25 protein-coding genes are annotated in these 23,981 nt (G+C 43.6%); 20 read left to right on the top strand and 5 right to left on the bottom strand.

Annotated features, from left to right (window positions below):
• Position 1: 1 nt before the first annotated feature.
• From BLV00_RS05010 to BLV00_RS05000, 3 genes are read left to right on the top strand one after another with little or no spacing between them, the layout of a single operon-like run.
• On the top strand, positions 2–1,222 hold the full coding sequence (locus BLV00_RS05010) for a M20 metallopeptidase family protein (RefSeq protein ID WP_245728831.1): 1,221 nt from the start codon (positions 2–4) through the stop codon (positions 1,220–1,222).
• A complete protein-coding gene (locus tag BLV00_RS05005) occupies positions 1,215–2,264 on the top strand; it encodes a homoserine dehydrogenase (protein WP_093043049.1) in 1,050 nt (349 codons plus the stop codon). The genes BLV00_RS05010 and BLV00_RS05005 overlap by 8 nt, the downstream gene beginning before the upstream one ends.
• Before the next feature lie 16 nt (positions 2,265–2,280).
• Entirely contained in the window at positions 2,281–3,729 is a 1,449-nt protein-coding gene (locus tag BLV00_RS05000) for an aldehyde dehydrogenase family protein (protein WP_093043047.1), read from the top strand.
• Positions 3,730–3,791: 62 nt separating this feature from the next.
• On the opposite strand, the gene BLV00_RS04995 is transcribed toward BLV00_RS05000, so the two are convergent.
• On the bottom strand, positions 3,792–4,046 hold the full coding sequence (locus BLV00_RS04995) for a hypothetical protein (protein WP_093043045.1): 255 nt from the start codon (positions 4,044–4,046) through the stop codon (positions 3,792–3,794).
• Positions 4,047–4,341: 295 nt separating this feature from the next.
• Between BLV00_RS04995 and BLV00_RS04990 the strand changes: the two genes are divergently transcribed.
• From BLV00_RS04990 to lhgO, 5 genes are all read left to right on the top strand, one after another.
• Positions 4,342–5,121, top strand: coding sequence for a glutamine ABC transporter substrate-binding protein (locus BLV00_RS04990; protein WP_093043043.1), 780 nt, complete (start codon positions 4,342–4,344; stop codon positions 5,119–5,121).
• Positions 5,122–5,255: 134 nt separating this feature from the next.
• Positions 5,256–5,912, top strand: coding sequence for an amino acid ABC transporter permease (locus BLV00_RS04985; protein WP_093043041.1), 657 nt, complete (start codon positions 5,256–5,258; stop codon positions 5,910–5,912).
• Positions 5,912–6,634 carry an amino acid ABC transporter ATP-binding protein gene (locus BLV00_RS04980; RefSeq protein WP_093043410.1) on the top strand — a complete coding sequence of 241 codons (723 nt, stop codon included), beginning with the start codon at positions 5,912–5,914 and terminating at the stop codon, positions 6,632–6,634. Before BLV00_RS04985 ends, BLV00_RS04980 begins: the two co-directional genes overlap by 1 nt.
• Before the next feature lie 611 nt (positions 6,635–7,245).
• Entirely contained in the window at positions 7,246–8,181 is a 936-nt protein-coding gene (gene glaH, locus BLV00_RS04975) for a glutarate dioxygenase GlaH (protein WP_093043039.1), read from the top strand.
• A 27-nt stretch (positions 8,182–8,208) separates the two neighbouring features.
• Positions 8,209–9,444 (top strand): L-2-hydroxyglutarate oxidase, encoded by a 1,236-nt coding sequence (lhgO, locus tag BLV00_RS04970; protein WP_093043037.1) that lies wholly within the window; start codon positions 8,209–8,211, stop codon positions 9,442–9,444.
• Between the two features lie 158 nt (positions 9,445–9,602).
• Here the strand turns inward: lhgO and BLV00_RS21875 are convergent, their stop codons facing one another.
• The 3 genes from BLV00_RS21875 to BLV00_RS04960 form a co-directional block, all read right to left on the bottom strand.
• Positions 9,603–9,773, bottom strand: a complete 171-nt coding sequence (locus tag BLV00_RS21875; RefSeq protein ID WP_176791327.1) for a hypothetical protein — start codon at positions 9,771–9,773, stop codon at positions 9,603–9,605.
• 249 nt (positions 9,774–10,022) lie between these two features.
• Positions 10,023–10,328: a DUF3870 domain-containing protein gene (locus BLV00_RS04965; RefSeq protein ID WP_028784830.1), complete on the bottom strand. Its 306-nt coding sequence runs from the start codon at positions 10,326–10,328 to the stop codon at positions 10,023–10,025.
• Between the two features lie 22 nt (positions 10,329–10,350).
• Complete coding sequence (locus BLV00_RS04960) at positions 10,351–11,439, bottom strand: DctP family TRAP transporter solute-binding subunit (RefSeq protein ID WP_245728830.1); 1,089 nt, start codon at positions 11,437–11,439, stop codon at positions 10,351–10,353.
• 64 nt (positions 11,440–11,503) lie between these two features.
• Between BLV00_RS04960 and BLV00_RS04955 the strand changes: the two genes are divergently transcribed.
• From BLV00_RS04955 to BLV00_RS04910, 12 genes are all read left to right on the top strand, one after another.
• Positions 11,504–13,105, top strand: coding sequence for an ATP-binding protein (locus tag BLV00_RS04955; protein WP_093043035.1), 1,602 nt, complete (start codon positions 11,504–11,506; stop codon positions 13,103–13,105).
• Positions 13,102–13,791 carry a response regulator gene (locus BLV00_RS04950; protein WP_093043033.1) on the top strand — a complete coding sequence of 230 codons (690 nt, stop codon included), beginning with the start codon at positions 13,102–13,104 and terminating at the stop codon, positions 13,789–13,791. The genes BLV00_RS04955 and BLV00_RS04950 overlap by 4 nt, the downstream gene beginning before the upstream one ends.
• 174 nt (positions 13,792–13,965) lie before the next feature.
• Positions 13,966–14,967 carry a TAXI family TRAP transporter solute-binding subunit gene (locus tag BLV00_RS04945; RefSeq protein WP_093043031.1) on the top strand — a complete coding sequence of 334 codons (1,002 nt, stop codon included), beginning with the start codon at positions 13,966–13,968 and terminating at the stop codon, positions 14,965–14,967.
• 44 nt (positions 14,968–15,011) lie between these two features.
• Entirely contained in the window at positions 15,012–15,497 is a 486-nt protein-coding gene (locus BLV00_RS04940; protein WP_093043029.1) for a DUF1850 domain-containing protein, read from the top strand.
• 4 nt (positions 15,498–15,501) lie between these two features.
• Entirely contained in the window at positions 15,502–17,673 is a 2,172-nt protein-coding gene (locus tag BLV00_RS04935) for a TRAP transporter permease (RefSeq protein WP_093043026.1), read from the top strand.
• A gap of 13 nt (positions 17,674–17,686) precedes the next feature.
• On the top strand, positions 17,687–17,842 hold the full coding sequence (locus tag BLV00_RS22645) for a hypothetical protein (protein WP_342722034.1): 156 nt from the start codon (positions 17,687–17,689) through the stop codon (positions 17,840–17,842).
• A gap of 27 nt (positions 17,843–17,869) precedes the next feature.
• The gene (locus tag BLV00_RS22640) at positions 17,870–17,995 is read left to right on the top strand and encodes a hypothetical protein (protein WP_342722032.1); all 126 of its coding nucleotides are present in this window, start codon (positions 17,870–17,872) and stop codon (positions 17,993–17,995) included.
• Entirely contained in the window at positions 17,992–18,564 is a 573-nt protein-coding gene (locus BLV00_RS04930; protein ID WP_342722030.1) for a fumarylacetoacetate hydrolase family protein, read from the top strand. Before BLV00_RS22640 ends, BLV00_RS04930 begins: the two co-directional genes overlap by 4 nt.
• A gap of 14 nt (positions 18,565–18,578) precedes the next feature.
• Positions 18,579–19,370 carry an SDR family oxidoreductase gene (locus BLV00_RS04925; protein ID WP_093043024.1) on the top strand — a complete coding sequence of 264 codons (792 nt, stop codon included), beginning with the start codon at positions 18,579–18,581 and terminating at the stop codon, positions 19,368–19,370.
• A gap of 184 nt (positions 19,371–19,554) precedes the next feature.
• Positions 19,555–21,051, top strand: coding sequence for an MMPL family transporter (locus BLV00_RS04920; protein WP_093043022.1), 1,497 nt, complete (start codon positions 19,555–19,557; stop codon positions 21,049–21,051).
• Positions 21,041–22,441: an efflux RND transporter permease subunit gene (locus tag BLV00_RS04915; RefSeq protein WP_093043020.1), complete on the top strand. Its 1,401-nt coding sequence runs from the start codon at positions 21,041–21,043 to the stop codon at positions 22,439–22,441. The genes BLV00_RS04920 and BLV00_RS04915 overlap by 11 nt, the downstream gene beginning before the upstream one ends.
• On the top strand, positions 22,438–23,001 hold the full coding sequence (locus BLV00_RS04910) for a TetR/AcrR family transcriptional regulator (protein WP_093043019.1): 564 nt from the start codon (positions 22,438–22,440) through the stop codon (positions 22,999–23,001). The genes BLV00_RS04915 and BLV00_RS04910 overlap by 4 nt, the downstream gene beginning before the upstream one ends.
• Before the next feature lie 106 nt (positions 23,002–23,107).
• On the opposite strand, the gene BLV00_RS04905 is transcribed toward BLV00_RS04910, so the two are convergent.
• A complete protein-coding gene (locus BLV00_RS04905) occupies positions 23,108–23,938 on the bottom strand; it encodes an STAS domain-containing protein (protein WP_245728828.1) in 831 nt (276 codons plus the stop codon).
• Positions 23,939–23,981 lie beyond the last annotated feature (43 nt).

Here is a 23,981-nt window from a genome sequence, read left to right as displayed (position 1 = left end):
GTTGCAGATCAAACATGATCCAGTAACCGTAAATGTAGAAAGAATCAAAGCAGATTTAATCCGGTGGCGGCGTCATTTGCACCGCCATCCGGAACTTAGTTTCCAGGAAAGAGAAACGAGTGCCTACGTCAGGCAGGAATTAGAAAAGATGGATGCTTTTGATTTTGAAACCAATGTCGGAGGATACGGTATTATCGCTACCTTGACTGGCAGAGAAGGCCCTACGGTCGGATTACGTGCAGATATGGACGCTCTGCCTATTAATGAACACAATGATTTAGACTATCAATCTGTTCATCCCGGGGTCATGCACGCTTGTGGCCATGATGCTCATACCGCTATTTTGCTTGGTACTGCCAAACTGCTGAGTGAAGAGTCCAAAGCAGGTAAACTGGCTGGAACCATCAAGTTCATTTTCCAGCCTGCTGAAGAAGATACCAATGAAGCTGGAATGACAGGGGCGCCATTGATGCTGAAGTCGGGGCTTTTGGATGATATTGAGGCTTTCCTGGCATTGCATGTATGTCCCTGGCGTCCAACCGGAGAAATCCAGGTGAACGACGGACCGAGTATGGCGAATATCGATAACTTCCGGATGACCATCAAAGCAACAGGCGGGCATGGCGGGTATCCTCACCTGGCTACCGATCCGATATGGATGTCGAGCTACTTTTTGCAGGCCTTGTATAGTCTGATCAGTCGTAAAGTCGATCCATTATCCGTAGGTGCGATCAGTGTAGGTGAAATACACGGAGGGGAGACGGCGAACGTCATTCCCGATGAAGTGACGATTACTGGCACGATGCGATCTTACACAAAAGCAATGCGGGCGCAGTTAGTCCGGGAATTGGAACAGATAGCTGGCGTCATTCCTCCACTTGGTGGCTCCTATGATTTATATATTGAAACAGGAGAGCCTGCTTTGGATAACGATAAAATTGTAAATGAACAGATTAAAGCAGCTGCTAAACACCTTTATCCGAATATGAAAATCCATGAAGGGCCATTTGGTATGGGGGGCGAAGATTTCGCCCATATGATCGATAACAAACCCGGTGCAATGTTTTTCCTGGGATGTGCCCAGAAAGGTGCCCCGGAACGAAAACTCCATACAGGAGATTTTCAAATAGATGAAAATGCGCTTCCTATTGGTGCAGCAATTTTAACGAACTGTATTCACCGGTTGTTACAAGTTCAAGAAGGGAGGAAGGTCGATGACTAAAATAGCTTTTGTCGGCTTTGGTGGTGTCGGTCAGGCGCTTGCCGAAATTTTACTGGAACGCAAGGTACATCTCGAGAGTTCTTATGGACTTGAAGCGGAAGTAGTAGCTGTCTCGGATATGATGAAAGGTGCGGTTTATCAGCCGGATGGGTTGGATATTGAGCAGTTATTGGAAGCAGTACGGGAGACCGGTAATGTGGAAAATTATCCGGACGGACCAGGTGTGACAAAGGGGCTTGACAGTATGGCAACCATCCAGCAGAGCAATGCAGATATGATTGTCGAAGTGACCTTTACAGACGTTGAAACAGGGCAGCCCGCTATCGATCATTGCCGGGCCGCTTTTGAGAAAGGGAAAAGTGTTGTCACGACTAACAAAGGACCGGTAGCCCTCGCTTACGAAGAACTAAGTAAACTGGCAGAAAAAAATGGCGCTTATTGGGGGTTTGAAGGCACAGTAATGAGCGGAACTCCGGCGTTAAGGATGCCTGTCGCTACCCTGGCTGGCAATGAAATTAAGGAAATCAAAGGGATTTTGAACGGTACGACTAATTATATTTTGACAGAAATGGAAAAAGGAAATTCCTATGAAACTGCTTTACAAAAAGCGAAGGAATTAGGCTATGCCGAAGCGGATCCGACGAATGATGTCGAAGGATATGATGCTCGTTATAAAGCAGCCATCCTATCCGGATACCTGATGGGTACACCAATTTCATCAAAAGATATTCCTTGCAAGGGTATCAGTGATATGACACTTGAAATGGTCAATGACGCCCTTGAGCAAAATAAAAAGTGGCGCTTGTTAGCACAGGTGAAAAAAGAGAATGGCACCGTCACAGCTTCCGTAGAGCCGCAGCTATTGGACACTGATGACCCACTTGCAGGAGTCACAGGCGCAACCAACGCGATTTTGTATGAATGCGATCTGGCAGGACCGATCATGCTGACGGGAGCAGGTGCCGGGCTTAAGGAAACGGGTTTCTCCTTATTGATCGATTTGATTGACTATCAGCGCCAAAAGACGATGGAAAAAATTTAAGGAAGGTGGTGTTTTCATGCATACCAAAGTGAAAGCAGTGAAGATGTTGATCGGAGGGGAATGGGTCCATTCTAATCAAACATTTGATGTAGTCGATCCCCAGAATGACCGTCCAATCGCTTCCGTACCATCAGCAAGCAGTAAAGATATGCTCGCAGCCATCGAAAAAGCGGAAGAGGCTTATACGAAAACGGTAGTCTGGCCGACGCATGAACGGATCCGTGTTTTATCTGAAGCAGCAGCTTATATGAAAGAAAATGCTGAGGATTTTGCCAGGACATTGGCTTCGGAAGGCAGTAAGACAATCAATGAAGCACGCGGGGAAGTGAAGCGGGCGATCCAAACCATACAGATTAGTGCGGAAGAAGCACGCCGGATCAATGGAGAAACCATCAACTTTGATCAGAATGAAGGCAGCGAAAACCGTGTCGGTTATCATTACCGTTTTCCGGTTGGGGTCGTTGGTGCAATCACCCCATTCAATGATCCATTGAACCTTGTGGCGCATAAAGTCGGACCTGCGATAGCTGCGGGTAACGCGATAGTCGTCAAACCGGCTTCTGTAACGCCGTTAAGTGCACTTAAATTAGCAGAAGCGTTCGTGCATGCAGGCTTACCGGATGGTTTCTTGTCCGTGGTAACTGGATCTGGCCGTGAAATTGGTGAAACTCTCGTGACTCACCCAGCGGTCAAGGTGCTGTCGTTCACCGGCGGTCCGGATGCCGGGAAAAAGATATCCGAACAAGCGGGTCCTAAAAAAGTGAGCATGGAGCTGGGTTCCAATTCTCCGGTAATTGTGTTGAACGATGCTAACTTGAATGATGCGGTTCAATCCTGTGTTTCCGGCGCTTTCTCTGCCGTCGGTCAAAATTGTATCGGCGTCCAGCGAATCTACGTGGAAAAAGATAGTTATTCCCGCTTCCTTGATACCTTCATCAGTCGTACGGGGGAGTTGAAGGTCGGCGATAAAATGGATGAACTGACGGATGTCGGGCCAATGATCAATGAAAGGGAAGCAAAGCGTGTCGATAGCTGGGTCAATGAAGCATTAATGAAAGGAGCAAAACTCCACATCGGCGGAAAACGCGAAGGAAGTTTTTATTATCCAACCGTTCTAAGTGATGTACCGAAAACGGCTAAAATCGCTTACGAAGAAATTTTCGGTCCTGTCGTGTTGATTATGCCGGTGGAAAACCTCCATGATGCAGTCGAGCGTTCCAATGATGTGGATTACGGCCTGCAGGCAGGTATTTTTACATCCGATATCAATAACGCTTTTCACGCAATTAAAGGCTTGGACGTCGGCGGTATCATGATTAACGACAGCAGCGACTACCGAATCGATGCGATGCCATTCGGCGGGACGAAAGGTTCCGGAATCGGACGTGAGGGTGTACGTTACGCAATTGAATCGATGACCGAACAGAAAGTAGTCTGCTTCCGACTGCAGGAAAATCTATTATAATGATGAAACCACCTGGACGGCCAGGTGGTTTTTCTATTCTTTCATTCCTGACAAACCATCAGTTATTTACTATGAATGGCCTGCAAAGCTTTATGCTCGTCTTCCTTTTTGACATAAAACTTATATTCACTGCCGTAGTCATTTTTTGTCACTCCGGTATGGTAGGACATATGAGCGTTCGAAGCGACCCGGTATTTGATGGTTGCCGACTTAAGTTTAGACACAATCCTGTAGTATTCTTTCAAGCTGTAGGTTGAGTAAATGAATGTTCTTTTTGAAGAAATCAAGTAATCGATTAAGTTGACGAGGAAGTTCATAAAGCTCCTCCTTTAATTTTTGTATGAGTACTTAGTTCTATGAACAGGATTAATTATCCTAGTTATTTCCTAAAAAAGATTATAGGAAAAGTAGATTGCCACCAGGTCAAGTTGTAAATGTTTCGTAATAAACAGGAAATAGGATTAATTAGTCGTAATTATTAGCAATGCGATAAATACCTAATAAAAATCATGGAATATGAATAAATATGACAAAATACATATAATTCAGAAAATTTTAATTAATAACGAATTTTGAGATAATTAATTACGCACATAAAAAGGGGGAAGAAACATGGTAAAAAGAAAAGGGTACTTATTTATTCTTGTAATTGCACTATCAGCTCTTCTGTTAGCTGGCTGTAATTCCGGTGATGCAGCAGAAGAGTACACGGTTGCTACAGATAACAACTTCGTTCCATTCGAATTCTTGAACGAAGACACAGGTGAGATGGAAGGTTTCGATATCGATTTGATCAAAGCAGTTGCTGATGAAGCAGGTTTCAAGGTCAACATCGAGTCGATGAAATTTGATGGTGTTGTAAGTGGCATGCAGTCCGGTCGTTTCGATATCGGGATTGCAGGGATGACGATTACAGAAGAACGTAAAGAAACTATTGATTTTTCTGATCCATATTATGATGCTGGTCTGATGATCGCTGTTAATAAAGATAATAATGAAATCAAATCAGAAGATGACCTTGCTGGCAAAAAAGTAGGGACACGTTCTGGTACTACTAGTGAAGCTTACATTAAAGAAAACCATCCAGATGCCGAGCTGGTAACATTCCCGGGTATCGTTGAAGCATATATGGACTTGGAGTCCGGTCGACTTGATGCGGTTATGTATGACGTGCCAAACGTCCAGTATTATGTATCCAATGATTCTGCTAAATTGAAAACAGTCGGGGATATTCTTCAAGGGGAGAAGTATGGTATCGCATTCCCGAAAGATTCCGACCTGGTTGAAGATGTAAACAAGGCACTGGAAACTTTAAAAGAAAACGGTACGTATGATGACATTTATGAAAAATGGTTCGGTGAGCGTAAATACGGTACAGAATCATCTGAATAACGTTTAATGACACCAAGAGAAGAGGTATAGCTGATCGGTAAAAGCGTAGCAAGTGATTAGCTTGTTACGCTTTTATATTGAAAAAATCCACTTCATTTATCGCACAATTCGTAGAATAAGGAGCGAAAACACATATGGACTTTATAACAGAATCCCATTATTACCGAGTCATGCCCATGCTGTTTGAAGGACTGGTATGGACGTTATTGATTACTGGTGTCGGGTTGATCTTCGGTTTTATCCTCGGGGCTATCTTCGGCTTTGCCCGTCTTTCCAAAAATAAACTCATTTACGGTCTTGCCACGGTGTATGTAGAGGTTGTCCGTGGTACACCGATTCTTGCCCAAATCTTATTCATTTATTTTGGTCTATCTGATTTGATGGGAGTCAATATCGATAAAATCACTGCGTCTATCATAGCGATTGCGATCAACGCAGGGGCTTATATTGCTGAAATCGTCCGCGGAGCCGTTTACTCGATCGATAAAGGCCAAGATGAAGCAGGCCGTTCGATCGGTCTTACACGCAACCAGACGATGAGGTATATCATCTGGCCGCAGGCATTCAGACGAATGATTCCACCGCTCGGTAACCAGTTTGTCATCAGCCTGAAAGACACCTCTCTTTTCTCTGTTATCGCTGTTGGAGAATTACTTTACATGGGGCAGCAATATTATGGTGCTACCTTTGCTGCGTTTGAGGCATTGACGATGGTTTGTATCATGTATCTCGTCATTACAGTACCGACAGCCGTTTACTTGAGAAGAGTGGAAAGGAGACTTGACGTATGATGATCAGCGTGAGAGATTTGCATAAATCATTCGGTTCCGTTGAGGTATTGAAAGGAATAGATGCTGAAATCAAAGAGCAGGAAGTAGTTTGTGTCATCGGCCCTTCAGGGTCAGGAAAAAGTACATTTTTGCGTTGTTTGAATTTGCTTGAAGAAGTAACCTCCGGGGAGGTTTATATTGAAGGAGATAACCTGACCGATCCCAAGATCAATATCAATGAAGTACGCTCACGAGTCGGAATGGTGTTCCAGCATTTCAACTTGTTTCCTCATAGAACCGTACTCGAAAATATTACCCTGGGTCCGATCAAAGTAAAGGGAATAAAGAAAAAAGATGCAGAAGAAGCAGCTTTGCCATTATTGGAAAAAGTTGGACTAAGCGATAAAGCGGATGTCTACCCGGAAAGTTTGTCCGGCGGGCAAAAGCAGCGTGTCGCCATTGCTCGTTCACTTGCGATGGAGCCAAGAATCATGTTGTTTGATGAGCCGACATCAGCGCTCGATCCGGAACTTGTCGGGGACGTGCTTGAGGTCATGAAAGACCTTGCCAAAGAAGGCATGACAATGGTCGTTGTCACCCATGAAATGGGCTTTGCCCGTGAAGTAGGGGACCGAGTCCTGTTCATGGATGAGGGCGTCATCATGGAAGAAGATGTCCCAGAGAATCTGTTCGGTAATCCACAGAATCCGAGAACACAGGAATTCTTGAGTAAAGTATTATAAAAATAAAGATTGTGTTTACCAGATAAGCGTGGTATAGTAATTGAGCTATGAGCTAACTTGTGTAAGACGAATGGATATGCTTTTATAAGCTCAACGACGAATGTGGTCGTCGGTCCTTCGCCACAAAGCATAGAAAGCCTTCCCTGAAACACGGGAAGGCTTTTTTACGTTCCAGAATCTATGGCTCACCTAGCCCGCATATCCACAGGAATCTGCTATTATCACCATATAAAAGTTAAAAACATTGTTGACAGAAAATTTCGATTGTTATATGATAGATATCAGAAAGCAACCTTTAGAAAGGCACCCCCCTTTCAAAGCCGGTTTGCTAGATTATTAGAAATTCATTTGAATATATGACTGTCAAGACTGCTATAACTCTGAACGCCAGAGCACCCACGCAGTTTAGAAGCCAGTATTTTTCCTTTTAATCAAGGGATAATACTGGCTTTTTTTAATACTTTAAGAGTTTAACTTTGTTAAAGGATTAAAGTATAAGAAAATTAAGGCTTTCGCTATAAATACCCGGCGGTAAGCCGAGGTTTTCTAATCGCTGAAAGGGCCCGTCAGCAACCAAACAACTAACTAAAAAACTCGGGAGGTTTTTAATAATGTGTGCGATGGATCTAAAAAAAGGTAAATTAGAGCTTCAAACTGGAAAAGGGTACAAGGTGGAACAGCATCCGAAGCATCATCGTCTTTATCATATCGAATTTGAAAATGAAGTAATTGACAAGTTTATTGAGGATTTAAAGGATGTCAGTGATGAGCAGTTGGAATATGTACCATATATGCGGTTGATGGCAGCTGATAAACTAGTAGAATTAGTGGGAGAAGAGTTCATTCAAACGATTCGCGGCATTCTCCATGATCGGCAGACAGGAGGATTCACAGTAGGATTGCAAGGACGTACGAAAGACGATCAGGATTATGTGAAGTTCTCAACGGCTCTTACTCATCTTGTCGGTACACCGAACTTCGATGCCATGTCAGGGAAATACTACGCACGCTTTTCTGTTAAGCATACGGATGACAGTGATTCCTACCTGCGCCAGGCGTATCGTACATTCACACTTCACACCGATGGAACGTATGTCGATGAGCCGACAGACTGGCTGTTGATGATGAAGTTTGAGGAAGAAAATGCGGTAGGTGGACGTTCCCGTATCCTGCATTTAGATGATTGGGAAGACATGGATTATTTTTATAACCACCCTTTAGCAAAATACAAGTTTACCTACAAAGCTCCAGCTAGTAAAAATGTTTCGGAAGATATTCTTCGCCAAACATTCTATGAGCATAACAACGGTCCTTGTATCTGCTTTATTGACCAGTTTGTGTATCCGGAAACGATCGATCAAGCGAAGTATCTGAAGGATTTGTCCCATTCGATGGAAAATTCGCCAGCTACCTTCGGTTTGGATCTGCCGGAAGGTGACTTGATTATGCTTAACAACCGTTTCTGGCTTCATGGCAGAGAAGCTTTTGAAAAAAATACCGAACTTCATAGAGAGTTGTTACGTCAACGAGGCCGTTTCGCCGAGTAATTGTTGGATGAGGAGGGAGTAGTCAGCATGTATGATTTTACCATCATCGGTGGAGGGATAGTCGGTTTATCGACCGCCTATTCCCTTATCAAAAAATATCCAGCCGCAAAGATCGCGGTCATTGAAAAAGAGAAATCCTGGGCCAGTCATCAGACCGGCCGCAATAGCGGGGTCATTCACTCCGGTGTCTATTATAAGCCCGGCAGCTTGAAGGCGAAACTTGCAAAACAAGGTGCCGCTTCCATGGTCGAATTTTGTAAAGAACATGGGGTCGATCATGAAGTTTGCGGTAAAGTCCTGGTCGCAACAGACAATGAAGAAATTCCAAGAATGGAAAAGCTTCATCAAAATGCCCATAAAAATGGACTGAATGTGACGAAGCTGAATCGCGAAGAGCTGCTTGAAATAGAGCCCCACGTCAATGGGATAGCTGGTCTGAAGGTATCGACGACCGGGATTGTCGACTATAAGCAGGTGACCGAGACCCTTGCCCGGCTGGTAGAGGAAGCCGGTGTCGATCTGCTGCTTGGTACGAAAGTGATGAATATCGATGAGTCCTCACGTGAAGTGTTCATTGATACGGACAAGAAAACGATCATGTCCCGCTTTCTGATTAACTGTGCCGGTCTTCATAGTGACCGTCTGGTAAAGATGGCGAAGATCCAAACGGATGTCAAGATCGTTCCTTTCCGGGGAGAATATTTTACCCTCACAGAGGAAAAACGTCACCTGGTAAAAGGATTGATTTATCCGATCCCGAACCCCGATTTTCCATTCCTGGGCGTTCATCTTACCAGGATGATTGATGGGAGTATCCATGCCGGTCCGAATGCTGTGCTGAGCTTCAAGCGTGAAGGTTATCACAAGACTGCTTTCCATCTTAAAGATACGCTGGATACGATCTCGTTCCCTGGGTTCTGGAGAATGGCGGGAAGCAATCTTCAGGAAGGCATGAAAGAAATGGTTCGCTCTTTCCATAAGCAGACGTTTGTGAAAAGCTTACAGCGTCTTGTACCAGAGATCCAGGTGGATGATGTCGTTCCAACTCATGCCGGGGTCCGGGCGCAAGCGATGCTGCGGGATGGGCGTCTGGTCGATGATTTTTATATCATTCCTGGGCGAAAATCTATTCATGTTTGCAACGCGCCGTCACCAGCGGCGACCGCATCCCTGGAAATCGGAAAAGAGATTGTACACCGTATCCCTCCTCAGGACCATCTGAAGGCGACGGATGATCTCAAGCCAAGCCTTGTCACTAATTAACTTTTCATGGAGCCACTTCATCCTGGAGTTGGCTCCATTTTTTGTGGGAAAATCACGGTGAGATGTAATAGGTCCGGCCTGTATAGTCGAAGACACGATTCCGAAAGGAGGAGGCGTTGGGGAACGACTCCCTTTCCGCGGCCATGCGCTGATCCTCCTCAGACTTCGTCTTCCGGGGTCTCACCTGTCATTTTCATCCTGCAGGAGTCCCGTCGTTCCCCGACGCCCCTTGCCTTAAAAGTTTGTTTTGAATCGACTTTCTCTAATTCTATCCAGGAAGTTAAAAATAGCAGATACCCATGGTAGCGCCTTTTGCATAATGCTTCCATTATAAGTATGAAAAGGTGGTTTCATTACTCCATTCATGGTAATGGGGGCTTGGAAATGGTAAGACTCCTGCTGGAAAGGATTGCCTTCTTCCCCGCGGAAAACGAGCTATTTTCAAGACCCCATTTTCTTTAAGTAAATGTAACGAAACCGATGTTCAACAAATGGGAGTATTAACTGTAAAATTAATACTTAGATTTAACAGAGCCAATATTAAAAAAAACAGCCGCGGTTCAAAGCGGCTGTCCTGATTAATCATGCATTTGATATTGTTTGTAAGAGTCCTTCAAAGCTGCCGCAATAGCATTGCCTGCTTTTCCACGGTAGCCGTCTTCCAGTTGTTTTAAAGGTTCATCTAATCCTTCTTTTAAACTGTAGCCCTTCAATAGGTTTTTTACATATTCTCTACCGTGATCGGTAGCAAGTGTACAAGAGGCGTCAACGATTACCCCATACTTTTTATCGATTTCAAGTGTCAATGTCAGAGATTCGGATATATGGTTGGCGGCAATCCCTGTCGGCAGTTTAGAATGTCCAGCTACAAATATCGTGTTCATGTTTTCTCCTCCTAACAGCTAATTAGTTGCCATATTTATCTTGCAAATCATAGATTTCACGCATCAAATTTTCCCCGACGACCGCTTCGACATCGTCATAGATAGATGTTAATCTTCGTTTCCATGCTTCCCGTTGTGCTTGTGTCAGATAATCGATCTGTAAGTTTTCCTGTTGCCTTAATCTCCTGGTATGTTCGTCGTTCAACTCGATAGCATGACGGCGAATCCAGCTGGTTGTTTCTGCCATCGATGACTCGATGATTTGTTTATGTTCTTTTGAAAGGCTGTCCCAAAATTCTTGATTGATCAGCACAGCATAACCAAGATAGCCATGATTGCTGATCGTCATGTAGGACTGATCCTGGTATAATTTTTTTGAATAAATATTGGACGCAGTATTTTCCTGGCCATTAACAAATCCTACTTCCAGGTTACGGTAGGTTTTATTAAAAGGAAGGACACTGGTGCTTGCACCTAATTGTTCGAACTGGGCTTCGATAACAGGGCTTGGCATGATCCGGAAATGAAGACGGTCGAAATCGTTCGGATATATAATCGGCCGGCTGTTATTGGTGACTTGTTTGTAACCATTATACCAAAATGTCAAACCCTTGATGCCCTCCTGCTCCAGATCCTGGAGCAATGTCTCTCCGATGGCACCTTCATATACTTCCTCGACAGCCTGGTGGCTCGGAAAGGCGAAGGGAAGGTCAAGCACTTGCCATTTCGGAAAGCGTTCAGTCAAATTAGAGGTAGCAGGCGCAATCATTTCCACGCGGCCTTCTTTTAACGCCTGGTATTCTTGCTGGTCATTATAGAGGGTGCCATTGGAATGGACTTGTACTTTGATTTCTCCATCCGTACGTGATTCTACTAGAGAGGCGAACCTTCTTGCTGCCATGCCTTTTGGAGTGTTTTCGGCAACCACGTGACTGAATTGGATGATGAGCTCGTCCTGGATGCCTTCCTGCTCATCATCATATTCCAGCGTTCTGGATGCTTCACTCAAATCAAAACCGAAAAATAAGGCAGTGAAAATGCCGGTAATGATGAAAAGCGTAATCGTGATGACTGTACGCAATGCTTTCACCTCTCCCGTAATCGTTTTCAACAGTGTAACACAATAAAGAATAAATGGTACACTAGGGTTAGCCTGATGGGAAGGAAGATTTCTCATGAAACTCAAGCACATGCCGATCCGTTGGAAAATTACAATCTTATCGTTTGGCGTCGTTTTATTCTCTATTGTCATCGGTGGTATTATTGTCATCGGCAATACGATCGAATCGAAAGAGGATGCGCTGGGAAAACAAGCGATGATTACAGGGCGTACGGTAGCGAACCTTCCGGATATCAAGGAAAACTTAATGGAGCCTGGCGGATGGACAAAAATTAATCCCATCGTAGAGAGAATTCGTACCGTCAACGACGCTGACTATATCGTTATACTTAATATGAACCGGATACGTTACTCCCATCCTGTATCGGAACAGCTTGGAAAGGTTTCTTCTGGAAAAGATGAAGGACCGGCTTTTGCTGAGCATAGTTATACGGCAAAAGCGCAAGGGGAGATGGGAACAGCAATCCGTGCATTCGTACCGATCATGAATAATGAACATGAACAGATTGGCATAGCTATCGTGGGAAATATCCTTCCATCTGTTGGTGAAATTCTGTTTGATATTAAAAATGAAATCCTGTTCATACTATTTCTGACAGCATTGTTCGGTGTTACCGGCTCCTGGCTGCTGGCCCGCCATCTGAAGCAGCAGACTTTCCGGCTGGAGCCTCATGAAATCGTGCAGTTGCTGGTAGAACGGACAGCAACCTTCCAGGCGATGAATGAAGGTATTATTGCCATTGATAAGGAAGGAAAGGTCACTATTTTAAATGATAAAGCTAAGCAGATATTAGGAATTGAAGGGGATTGGGTAGGCCAGCCAATTGAAGCTGTCATCCGTGAGACAAAGTTATTGAAGGTACTGCGTGAGGGCATTCCTGTCTATCATGAAGAAATGAGAATTGGGGACAAGCTGATCATGAGTACACGGGTGCCAATTCGGGTTGAAAATGAAATCGTAGGTGCTGTTGCGGTTTTCCAGGACAGAACAGAAGCAACCAAGCTCGCTGAAGAATTGACTGGTGTCAAAGCTTTTGTTGATGCACTTCGTGTCCAGAATCATGAACATTTGAACAAATTACATACGATTGCAGGGCTGATCCAGTTGGATAAAAAAGAACAGGCGTTGCAATTTGTGTTTGATGCTTCTGAAAAGCAAGAAGAATTATCACGCTTTTTAATTACAAAAATGAAAGATTACAGTATTTCTGGATTGTTACTTAGTAAAGTCAGCCGTGGCCGGGAGATAGGCGTCGATGTTTCCATTGACGAGGCAAGTGAGCTGAAAGCTTATCCTCCACTTTTGGATAAGCATGATTTTGTGCTTGTTTTAGGCAACTTGATTGAAAATGCATTCCATTCCTTTCAGGGTGTCAAACGGGATCAGAAGTGGGTGGACATTTCCATCAGTCAGGACGACCATGTTTGTACAATAGCAGTGGAGGACAACGGTAGAGGGATTCCCAAACAGCAAATCGACCATATTTTTAAAAAAGGTTATACAACCAAAGGAGAAGAAGGCTCAGGATTTGGATTGTATCTCGTCAATAACGTAGTTGAAAAAGGGCTTGGAGAGGTAGAAGTCGTTTCTCAGGAAGGTGAAGGGACAAGCATATTATTGACATTCCCAATGAGTTTGGAGGAGGAATCCACATGACGCAGCCGGTGATTGAGGTATTGTTGATTGAAGATGATCCCATGGTTCAGGAAGTGAACCGGCAGTTCATCGAACAGGTCGCTGGCTTCCAGGTAGCAGCGATTGCATCGGATGGAGAGGAGGGGCTGGCACTTGCAAGGGAGTTAACCCCCGATCTTATTCTATTAGATATCTATATGCCAGAAAAAGACGGGGTGGAAACTTTAGAGTATCTCCGGGGTGAACAACTGGATATTGATGTCATTGTCATTACGGCCGCCAACGATAAAGGTACCATAAAGAAAATGCTGCAGCATGGAGCTGCTGACTATATCGTCAAGCCATTCAAATTCGATAGGCTGGAGCAGGCATTGACCCGCTACCGGGAACTTCATGTGCGTTTCTCCGGAGAAGGGGAGCTTGGCCAGCAGCAGATTGACGATATCATCCAGACACCTAAACAAAGATCGTTTGAACCAAAGGATTTGCCAAAGGGGCTCAATGAACAAACGCTTCACCAGATTACGCTTTTTTTGAAAGAGCAGCAAGAAGCACTATCTGCAGAACAAGTTGCTGACGGTATTGGTATTGCCCGTGTGACCGCAAGAAGGTACCTGGATTACTTGAAGAATACCGGCGATGTCGTTCTTGATATCCAGTATGGGGGAGTAGGACGGCCGGTGAATCGTTATAAAATCTCTCAGTAAAAAGATTGTCTCGAATGCAAAGAGACAATCTTTTTTACTATTTAATACTAGTGTTAATGGTTCAATTTTTATGACCAAAATGACCAAAATGTCCAATATGGTCATAATATTCAAAAAATATCATGTAAGCGATAACATAGAGATAGTTCTAAATTCGAAATGGGGGTTAATTATATGATAAAGAAATTATCTTTTATTCTTGCTTTGACTTTTGTCATGCTGCTGGCTGCTTGTGGCGGTGGCGGCGGAGAGTCTGAAGGTTCTGGCGGAGGAGAATCCGGCGATGGTGCTCAGTCTCTAGTATTTGGTACAGGTGGTACTTCTGGAACCTATTATCCGATCGGTGGTGCACTGAAGCCGATTTTTGAAGAAAGCGATCAAGTAGGAAATGTAACGGTTGAATCTACTGGTGCTTCTGTGGCGAACATCCAGAATATTCAGGATGGACTGAACCAGATGGCTATCATCATGAGTGATGTCGGCTTTGACGCAATTGAAGGTAAGGGTCAATTTGAAGGCAATGCTGTCGATGTCCAGGCGGTTGCCGGAATGTACCAGAACGTCGTACAAGTTGTCGCCTTGAAAGACAGCGGAATTGAATCAATCGAAGATCTGAAAGGTAAAAAAGTAGGCGTTGGTAAGGTTGGTTCGGGGGTAGAACAAAGTGCGAAGAAAGTGCTAGAAGCTGTCGACCTTACTTATGAGGACCTTGGGAAAGTTACACATACAGGCTATGCGGACAGTGTGCAGGAAATGAAAAACGGCAACCTTGATGCTGCTTTCTTCACATCTGGAGTACCAAACAGCAACATCACTGATTTGATGCAGCAGACAGATATTAATTTTGTTGAAATCAAAGGGGATGTAGCTTCCAAGCTAATGGAAAAATACCCTTTCTATAAAGAATATACCATTGAGGCAGGTAATGAAGCTCAATACAATCTGGAAAACAAAGTAGTAACAGTAGGTATTCAAAACATGATTATCGTATCTCCTGATTTAAGTGAAGACCTGGTTTACGATATCACAAAACGTTATTACGAGTACCTGGGTACAGAAGAAGTAGCTGTTGGCGCACTTAAGCAGCTGGATCGGGATGAAATTGCCAAAGGCTTGATTGCACCGCTTCATCCTGGGGCGAAAAAATTCTATGAAGAACAAGGAATTTTGGAGTAATCAAAAAAGGGCATCGACTTTGGTGCCCTTTTTAAAATAATTCTATGAAACGACTATTGCTGCTTCTAGCTGCTATCATTCTCCTCCTGCTGCCGCTGCTTTTCATCAAACTAACAGTACTCACCGTCTCTGTTAATAACGATCTGGAGAGAGCCCTTTTTATTCAAAAGAAGAAATCTTTTTCCATTCGTTGGATCCATTCGGTGGAGAAAGAAGAATGGGAAGAAATGTTTGTAGTCGAAGATGGACAGATCGTCTTAGATTCTACCAGGTTCAAGACGTTTGGTGCCGGGGTGCCAAATGATGCAGGTGAGGATACTTTCATAAAAGACGGCTGGGTATACATGACAGAAATCTATCAGCCGATCGGCAGTCAGCTGGTCACAAGAACCGGAAAAACGACAGAGCACCGTTTCATTACAGGGGATGAGGTTTTTAAATTAGAACCCGCCAAATCTTATCGTGTGACTGTTGAAAAAATAAACTTATTGCATGCCATCGGCTATTTTATTGCTACTAGAATGAGGTGAGAGTATGGGGAAGAATCAACAAAAATCCGCAGAAGATTATGACCGCGAAAGTACTGTGCGGACGGGAATTGCCAAACCAGTTGCGTTAGTGATTTCCGTCCTGGCGATTTCCCTGTCGCTATTTCATTTATATACTTCTTACGCTGGATCGCTTGTCGACATCAAACAACGGAGCATTCATTTATACACGTTAATGACGCTTGGATTCCTATTGTATCCATTCATAAGAAAAAAGGGAAAAGGGGCAAAGTCAGTACCTTTCTATGATTACATTACTGCCGCTTTATCGCTTGGTGTAGGAATATACATGTTCATGACCGCGGAACGGATTATCGAATCTGGTGGACGGATCAATGACACCGATTTCTATGTCGGTATTTTGATCATTTTCCTATTGTTTGATATTACTCGCAGGGTCACTGGATGGGGGCTTGCTTTATTAGGCCTTGGCTTCTTGATCTATGGTTTCTATGTAAAACTATCCATATATCCAGAGTTGACAACTCCGGTAGTCACTAGTGTTTCCAAACAAATTATTGCTCAACTTGTTTTTATCACGGAAGGGGTTCTGGGTACCGCCATCGGGGTCTCGGCAAGTTATATTATTCTATTTATCCTGTTCGGGGCATTCCTGGGTCGCTCAGGGATGGGCCAATTGTTCAATGATCTTGCTCTTGCAGTAGCTGGTCATACGAAAGGTGGTCCGGCAAAAGTTGCGGTCATCTCGAGTGGATTTCTTGGCTCTATCAACGGATCTGCAATTGCTAACGTTGTAACCACAGGTGCATTTACGATTCCATTGATGAAAAAGATCGGGTATAAGAAAAACTTTGCAGGGGCCGTTGAATCAGCAGCCAGTGTTGGTGGACAAATATTGCCACCGATCATGGGTGCAGCTGCGTTCATCATGGCTGAAAATTTAAATCTCGCTTACACAAAAATCATTCTTGCTGGTATCATTCCCGCTTTGCTATTTTATGTTGGCATTTTGCTTCAAGTTCACTTCCGTGCCTCCAAACGAGGACTGCAGGGGATGCCTAAAAGTGAACTGCCAAAGCTGAGAGATGTTATCGCGAAGCGTGGCCATTTGATTATTCCAATGTTGATCCTGTTGTATTTATTATTTTCTGGTAAGACGCCGTTTTACGCGGCATTCTGGTCCATCATCGCTACAGTAGTAATTGCAGGTTCGAAGCAGATGATGCCAGTCATTACAGGAATTGCGTTGTTCCTTATCTTCCAGCCACAGCTCACTGCGTTACTCAGCGGCCGTGCCATCCCGAATGTACGGGGAGACTGGTGGGAACTGTTATTGATTATTGCCATTCCATTGGCAATCAATCTATGGAGAAAGTGGTTGAAGCTTGAAGCGGATGAAGTCGGGGTGAAAGATGCCCTTAACGCTTTAGAAGATGGGGCGAGGACCACCGTTCCGGTTGCGATTGCCTGTGGTGCAGTCGGCATCGTTGTGGGTATCGCCTCGTTAACCGGGGTAGCGCTTGAAATAGCTAACAGTATCGTTAATATCGGAAGTGCGGTCAACAGTCCATTGATCCAGTTGATCATTACGTTGTTCTTGACCATGATCACTTCGATTATCCTTGGTATGGGTCTGCCGAGCATTCCAACCTATATTATCACAAGTACAATGGCAGCTCCGATTTTGCTGCAGCTCCCCTTGTACAGGGAGCTGGCTGGTTCTACAGAAACAGCTACGTTTGTAGCGCACATGTTCGTATTCTATTTCGGGATTTTTGCCAATATTACACCCCCGGTTGCCCTGGCAGCTTTCGCCGGTGCCGGTATAGCGGGAGGAAACCCGAACCAGACCGGATTTCAGGCGATGAAGCTTGCAATCGCAGGATTCATTGTACCGTTTATGTTCGTTTTCTCTCATGAAATGCTGATGATTGATGCTAATTTCATGAATATCCTCATTATTACCATCACTTCACTGATCGGTGTCTTCTTATTATCCGTCATGACGGAAGGGTATGTGATGAAAGAGGTCCCTGGCTGGTTGAGGGCGGTATCCGGACTAGCAGCATTGTTGTTGATTTATCCAGGTATCTGGACAGATGTTATCGGATTGGTCGTATTCGCTTACGTGTTGTTCACCAATTTTAAAAATAAGCCTGACTTACGATCGAACCAACCGATAGAAGCAAGGAATTAGGGGGAAGTAGCAGATGAGGCTTGCAACGATTGAAAAAGATAGAACGGAGATGGCAGCAATAGTAGATGGGGAGCGTCTGCTTCCCATCGCATCTATTAATGAAGTACTTAAAATGGACTGGCCGATCAGCCTGTTTGATTTGATTGATACTGGGAAGGTATCTCATTAGCTGAATGGTATAGTGATCAACCAGCTGATGAGAAAAATCGGCTTGATTCTCACTTTCTTGCAAGTGATGAAGGGTTATATCGTCCGCTTTATCGTGAGCCAAGAAAAATTTGGGGAATCGGACTCAATTACATCGATCATGCTTCCGATTTGAACGAGAAAGCCCCAAGCACTGAGCCAGCGAGTTTTATGAAACCATCCACCACTATAATCGGCAATGGGGATACCATTAAGGTACCAGTCCAGTCGGAGCGGACCACGGGTGAAGCAGAATTAGGGGTGGTCATCGGGAAGACGTGTAAAAATATTTCCGAATCAGAGGCAGCAGATGTCATTGCTGGCTATACGACTGTCATCGATATGACCGCAGAAGATATCCTGCAGCGCAATCCCCGTTATTTGACGAGGTCGAAAAGTTTTGACACCTTTTTCAGCTTTGGTCCCCAGCTGGTTACACCGGATGAAGTGGACAATGTGTTCCAATTGAATGTGTCTACCATTATCAACGGGAAATCCCACCGTAAGAATGTAGTAAGCAATATGACATTTGATCCCTATTATCTCATCGCATTCCATTCCGAGGTGATGACATTACAGCCGGGAGATATTATTTCGACAGGGACTCCTGGCGCCATCGTCATTCGTGACGGAGATGTGATTGAATGTCAGATAGATGGATTTCCACCACTAAAAAATAATGTAGTAGATTTGAAGAAACGATAGAAAGGATGAATATTTTGGACTTTCAATTGCAAGGAAAATCGGTAATTGTAACAGCATCTAGTAAAGGTCTTGGAAAAGCAACAGCCCTGGAGTTTGCAAAAGAGGGTGCCCATGTCTTGATTTCAAGCCGGAATGAGGAAGAGCTTCAGGCAGCAAAAAAAGAGATTCAAGAAGTGAGCGGCAACCGTCATGTGGATTATGCCATATGTGATGTTACCAATTCAGACCAAATCAAGCAGCTGGTTCAGAAAGCGATGGACTGGAATGGTACTGTAGACGTATTGATCAATAATGCCGGCGGGCCTCCTGCTGGTACATTTGATAAATTCACAGATGAAGATTGGGAGAATGCGTTCGAATTAAATCTGCTCAGTTTTGTCCGGACCGTCAGGGAAGTATTACCTTCTATGCGTAAGCAGCAGAGCGGAAGGATCATCAATATCGCTTCGTCTTCGATCAAGCAGACCCTGGATAATCTGATTTTATCCAATACGTTCCGGGCCGGCATCGTCGGTTTATCAAAATCCCTTTCTCAGGAGCTTGCCGGTGATAATATTTTGATTAACACCGTTGGGCCTGGCCGGATAGCTACTGACAGAGTAGCTCAGCTTGATGAAAAAAGAGCAGAAAAGCTGGGAACTACCGCAGAGGAAGTAAAAAAACAAACCGAACAATCGATTCCAATCGGGCGATATGGAGAGCCGGACGAATTTGCCAGAGCGGTAGTATTTCTCGCTTCGGGCGCCAATACTTATTTGACAGGCCAGGCACTTGTCGTTGATGGTGGATTGGTAAAAGCACTATAATTATTAAGAAAGTCCAGTCGATGACAGAGAAAGCTGGATTTTCTTATCTTTACAAACAAGAAAAGGTTGTATATAATGAATGTTAGTGACAACTAACATATTAATATCTTCAACTGAAATAGTTGAAGTTTTTTTTAATCTTAACGTTAGTTATCACTAACATTCTTTTAAGGGGAGGACAAACATGAAGTTTTTACAGAAGTTATCCAAGCTATTAATCAATCATCCGATGCGTATTATATTCATAGCTTTACTGGTCATATTATTGCTCGGAGTGGGAGCGCGTAATGTGAATATGGCCACTGGTAACGAAACATTGGTAAGTACGGATACAGATGTATATCAGGATAATAAAAAATTGGAAGAAGAATTTGGTGGAGAGTCCATCACCGTATTGTATGAAGGGGAGGATTTACTTACCCCGGATAACTTGAATCATATGAAAGGGCTAGAGGATCAACTTGAACAAAATAATGCTATTTTCAGCATTTTTAGCCCGGTTACGTTAGTAGAAAATATGTCAACAAAGCAGCAGGAAAACTACCAGGAAGGGTTAATAGATATTATAGATGGTTTAGACGAAATGGGTACTAAGTTAAAAGAATCCGGAGAAAAACTAACCGAAAATTCTCGTGATGACAGCCAGACCAAGCTTCCGGACATAGAGAGTAAAATGGCTGAGTTAGATGAAGCTTTTGCAAAGATGACCTCTGGTCAGGAAAAGCTGAAATCGGGAACAGGACAGCTGAAAACAGGGTTAGCCGAATATGGAAAGCAGACACAGGAAGTCGGGGAAAATCTGCATAAGATGTCCCAGGAAATGAATGCAGCACAAAACCCACAAGCCCGACAATTAGAACAACTAGGTGAGCAGTTGATGCAGTTATCCCAGAAAATGATGCAGACTTCAGAAAAATCTGCTTCCCTGACTCAAATACCTGATCGTACCATTAATGGACTGAACAATATGGAACAAGGACTGAACCAGCAAATCGGCGAGCTCCAGAATTTCCAAGCAGAACAGGAGCAGCAGCTGGAAGAGCTGGCCAAGCTAGGTGATGGCTTGACAGAAATGGGGGATAACCTTATTTACATCAGTAAGAACATGGAAGAGATGATAGCTTATTCTGATACGATGAAGGCTGGGCTGCCGGAAAAACAATCGACCCTTGACCATATGATTTATAATGATGACAATCAGCTTAGAAGCTCTTTTGAAGAAATTGTCATTGATGATAAGTATATGTTAATGATTATTAAGTTTGAGGGAAATGTTGACGATGTCACTAAGAGTGGTACCGTAGCAGCGATCAATAACTATATGAAAGAAAACCCGAACGATCATGCAGAAATAATGGTGTCTGGAAAGCCTGTCTTGGATGATTCAATCCGTACCTCCATGAAAGAAAGCATGCAGAAAATGATGATGCTCTCTGTGGCATTCATGATCATTGTCCTTTCTGTGGTCTTTAAGGTAAGTTGGCGCTTACTACCATTAGTTGTGATTCTAGTTGCTGTTGTAGGAACAGTCGGTTTAATGGGGTGGCTCAATATCCCGATTACAATGGTATCCATGGCCGTATTCCCGATTTTGATTGGATTAGGTATTGACTATGCTATCCAGTTCCATAGCCGTTACACCGAAGAATTGCGTGAAGGAGAGGATTCTTATGAAGAATAAATTTTTTACAAGCCAGTCAGGAAAAAGTGTGTTGCGTACCGTTACAAAGATGGTTCCAGCGGTCATGACCGCTTTGATAGCAACAGCATTAGGTTTCATATCTCTCTATACCTCGCCGGTTCCTATGATACAGGATTTCGGTAAAATGTTGACATTAGGGATGATTGTAAGTTTTTTTGTCGGGTTATTTTTGCTGATTCCTATCTTATATACACGAGATCATTTTTTTGGAAGCAAGAGGAAAAAGGAATCCAAGAGTAAAAAGGAAGGAAAGGCTGATCGATATCTTGATAAATTAACGAAAATATTAATTAAATTAAGGTGGCTTATCATTACCCTGGCTATTATAACTGCAGCGTTAGGGATTTGGGTCGACACAGACGCCGGCGTGGAAACCGATGTTGAAAACTTCATGCCCCAGGATGACCCGGCGCTTGCAGATATTCATAAGCTCAGAGATATCATTGGTACGACTGATCAGGTGTCACTCGTTTATAAAGGCGAGGACGTAGTAAACCCTGAAATTATGCGATGGGTGGACGATGTCAGTGAATCGTTGGATGAGGAATTTGCAGAAGTCGTAGATACGAAGTCAATCACAACTGCTGTCAAGCAGATGAATGATGGGGAGCTCCCTGAAAATGGGGAATGGTTAACGCATTTGGAAGATATGCCAGAGGAACAGGCCAAGCTGCTGATCAATGAAGAGCATACCCAGGGTGTGATCAATATAGGAATCAAGCATATGGAATCCGAACCTCTGCAAGCGTTCCTAAATGATTTAGAAGTTTATTTAGAAAAAAACGAGGCTGCAGATGTAGAAACTACGATTACGGGAAAATCCGTTCTTGATGTTGAGATGATTTCTGCATTGACTTCAGGAAGGTACCAAATGACCTTGCTCGGAATGGGGCTTGTCTTCTTAGGACTCCTTCTTATCTATCGCCACCCGGTAAAAGCGTTCATTCCCTTGATTCCGATCATCCTGATTGTCGGTTGGTCCGGGGCAGCGATGTACTTTTTGGGTATTGATTATACACCGTTGACGGCTACTTTAGGAGCGCTGATCATTGGTATTGGCACAGAATTTACAGTCCTTATCATGGAGCGTTATTATGAAGAACGAAAAAAAGGCAACGATAGTGAAGCGGCAATCAGGATCTCCAACCAGAAAATCGGAAAGGCGATTTTCACTTCGGCATTGACCACCATTGGCGGTTTCAGTGCCTTGCTGATATCTGACTTTGTGATTTTAAGTAATTTTGGCTTGATGACCTTGATCAATATCTCGTTGGCACTGTTCAGTACTGTCATTGTCATGCCTGCTATCTTGATTATTCTGGACCGTTTTGTGAAAATAAAGGTTAAGAAGGAAGTACAAGTGGGGTGAAGGGCTTGAGAGATAAAACAGATCAGATATTAAAGGCGGCTGTCACAGTTTTTGTTAAGAAAGGGCTGCAGGCGACCACACAGGAAATAGCTAAGGAAGCGGATGTAGCTGAAGTGACGTTGTATCGTAAATTTGCTACCAAGCAAAATCTATTCATCACTGTCATTAAGCATGTGCTGGAAAATCAGTTCAATTCCCACGTCATGAAGCTGGCAAACGAAGGGAATACCGAGTATTTCTTTAAATCAATCATTGAAAACCGGTTAGAGGTGCTTTCGAAAAACACCCCATTGGTAAAGATGTTGATTTCAGAAAGCCTGATGGGAAATCTCACAGAAGAGATCGACCTTCCGAATATTATATTCACGAGTTTGAAACATGGCCTGGACCATCACTTTGACGAAGAAGATGTTAATACAGAACTATGTGCGCGGCAGTTAGGCGGGATATTCCTAAGCCACATAGTACTTCCGAATCAGCACCCTTTCCATACGTTGGATAGAATGGAAAAGGATAAACTTGTGGAAAAGTACGCCAAATCATTGAAGGTCCTAATATGAAATAAAAAGTCAGTGTGCTTAGGCATACTGACTTTTTTGCGGCGTTATTATTGTATAACATGGGTTTAGTTTTACGCCCTGCCTAGCAGGTACTTATGCTTTCCATTTATTTGTGCCCCATCGCATTTGCTAATGATGATTTAATGGAAACATCATCGAAAGCGATACCAAGTTGAATAGCTGTCTGGGCGATTTCTGGGCGCATACCGGAGATCGTCGGTTTGATACCCAGCAGTTGCAGGGACTGGATCAAGTTTGAGATTTGATGGGCGACCAGGGTATCAATCGTTGCCACGCCAGATAAGTCGATATATAATTGACCGATTCCCAGCTTCGAACATTGGTTAAGGGTGTTCTCAAGAATTACTCCGGCACGCTCACTATCGATTTCACCGATAAGCGGAAGCAATGCCCGTTTGTCATCGAGAGCAATGACGGGAGCGCTCAACTGCTGAATAATATCTTCTTTCGCTTTTAAAAGTTCTTTGGAGTTTTTATTTGCACCTTCGACAAATTGAAGGATAGCGTTATCAAAACCACGGATAATCAGTTCATTCCAATTATTGATCTCCTGTTGAGTGATTTCTCCTTCATATTCCTGGATGAATTTTTTCAAATAAGTAATGTACTGCATGCGTACCCGCATGAACTCGCGGATGACATAGTGGCTTGGTGTAGTCAAGTGGTTTTCATCGCTTGATATGTCTGATGCCCACTCTTGAAATGTTTCTTTCCATTTTTCTTCATCCAGGATAAAAATCTGAGTGAAAAAAGGATGGAACTGATTATTTTGTTCTTTCAACTTTTCAGCGACTTCAGGCGTTCTTACAGCATAGATAGAAGCTGGATCGTTTTCTTCTAATGTTTCATACCATTCGTCAGTCATTTGCTGCGCATGGTCAAGAAAATATGCACGTAATGCTTCATTTTTTGTCAATTTGCACTCCCCCAAAAATCAATAATCTCCCTTTTGGTATTAC

It is taken from the genome of Thalassobacillus cyri, assembly GCF_900107755.1.
GTDB lineage: Bacteria > Bacillota > Bacilli > Bacillales > Halobacillaceae > Thalassobacillus > Thalassobacillus cyri.
Note: the sequence above shows the minus strand (reverse complement) of the source record. Positions and strands in the feature narration are given on the sequence as shown.

Coding starts and splice junctions, on each gene's coding strand:
- BLV00_RS22640 (WP_342722032.1), top strand. CDS start 17,870: ATGAGAAAAATCGGCTTGATTCTCACTTTCTTGCAAGTGATGAAGGGT.
- BLV00_RS04915 (WP_093043020.1), top strand. CDS start 21,041: ATGAAGAATAAATTTTTTACAAGCCAGTCAGGAAAAAGTGTGTTGCGT.
- BLV00_RS04980 (WP_093043410.1), top strand. CDS start 5,912: ATGATCAGCGTGAGAGATTTGCATAAATCATTCGGTTCCGTTGAGGTA.
- BLV00_RS04920 (WP_093043022.1), top strand. CDS start 19,555: ATGAAGTTTTTACAGAAGTTATCCAAGCTATTAATCAATCATCCGATG.
- BLV00_RS22645 (WP_342722034.1), top strand. CDS start 17,687: ATGAGGCTTGCAACGATTGAAAAAGATAGAACGGAGATGGCAGCAATA.
- BLV00_RS04945 (WP_093043031.1), top strand. CDS start 13,966: ATGATAAAGAAATTATCTTTTATTCTTGCTTTGACTTTTGTCATGCTG.
- BLV00_RS21875 (WP_176791327.1), bottom strand. CDS start 9,773: ATGGAAGCATTATGCAAAAGGCGCTACCATGGGTATCTGCTATTTTTA.
- BLV00_RS04985 (WP_093043041.1), top strand. CDS start 5,256: ATGGACTTTATAACAGAATCCCATTATTACCGAGTCATGCCCATGCTG.
- BLV00_RS05005 (WP_093043049.1), top strand. CDS start 1,215: ATGACTAAAATAGCTTTTGTCGGCTTTGGTGGTGTCGGTCAGGCGCTT.
- lhgO (WP_093043037.1), top strand. CDS start 8,209: ATGTATGATTTTACCATCATCGGTGGAGGGATAGTCGGTTTATCGACC.
- BLV00_RS04995 (WP_093043045.1), bottom strand. CDS start 4,046: ATGAACTTCCTCGTCAACTTAATCGATTACTTGATTTCTTCAAAAAGA.
- BLV00_RS04965 (WP_028784830.1), bottom strand. CDS start 10,328: ATGAACACGATATTTGTAGCTGGACATTCTAAACTGCCGACAGGGATT.
- BLV00_RS04935 (WP_093043026.1), top strand. CDS start 15,502: ATGGGGAAGAATCAACAAAAATCCGCAGAAGATTATGACCGCGAAAGT.
- BLV00_RS05000 (WP_093043047.1), top strand. CDS start 2,281: ATGCATACCAAAGTGAAAGCAGTGAAGATGTTGATCGGAGGGGAATGG.
- BLV00_RS04940 (WP_093043029.1), top strand. CDS start 15,012: ATGAAACGACTATTGCTGCTTCTAGCTGCTATCATTCTCCTCCTGCTG.
- BLV00_RS04990 (WP_093043043.1), top strand. CDS start 4,342: ATGGTAAAAAGAAAAGGGTACTTATTTATTCTTGTAATTGCACTATCA.
- BLV00_RS04955 (WP_093043035.1), top strand. CDS start 11,504: ATGAAACTCAAGCACATGCCGATCCGTTGGAAAATTACAATCTTATCG.
- BLV00_RS04950 (WP_093043033.1), top strand. CDS start 13,102: ATGACGCAGCCGGTGATTGAGGTATTGTTGATTGAAGATGATCCCATG.
- glaH (WP_093043039.1), top strand. CDS start 7,246: ATGTGTGCGATGGATCTAAAAAAAGGTAAATTAGAGCTTCAAACTGGA.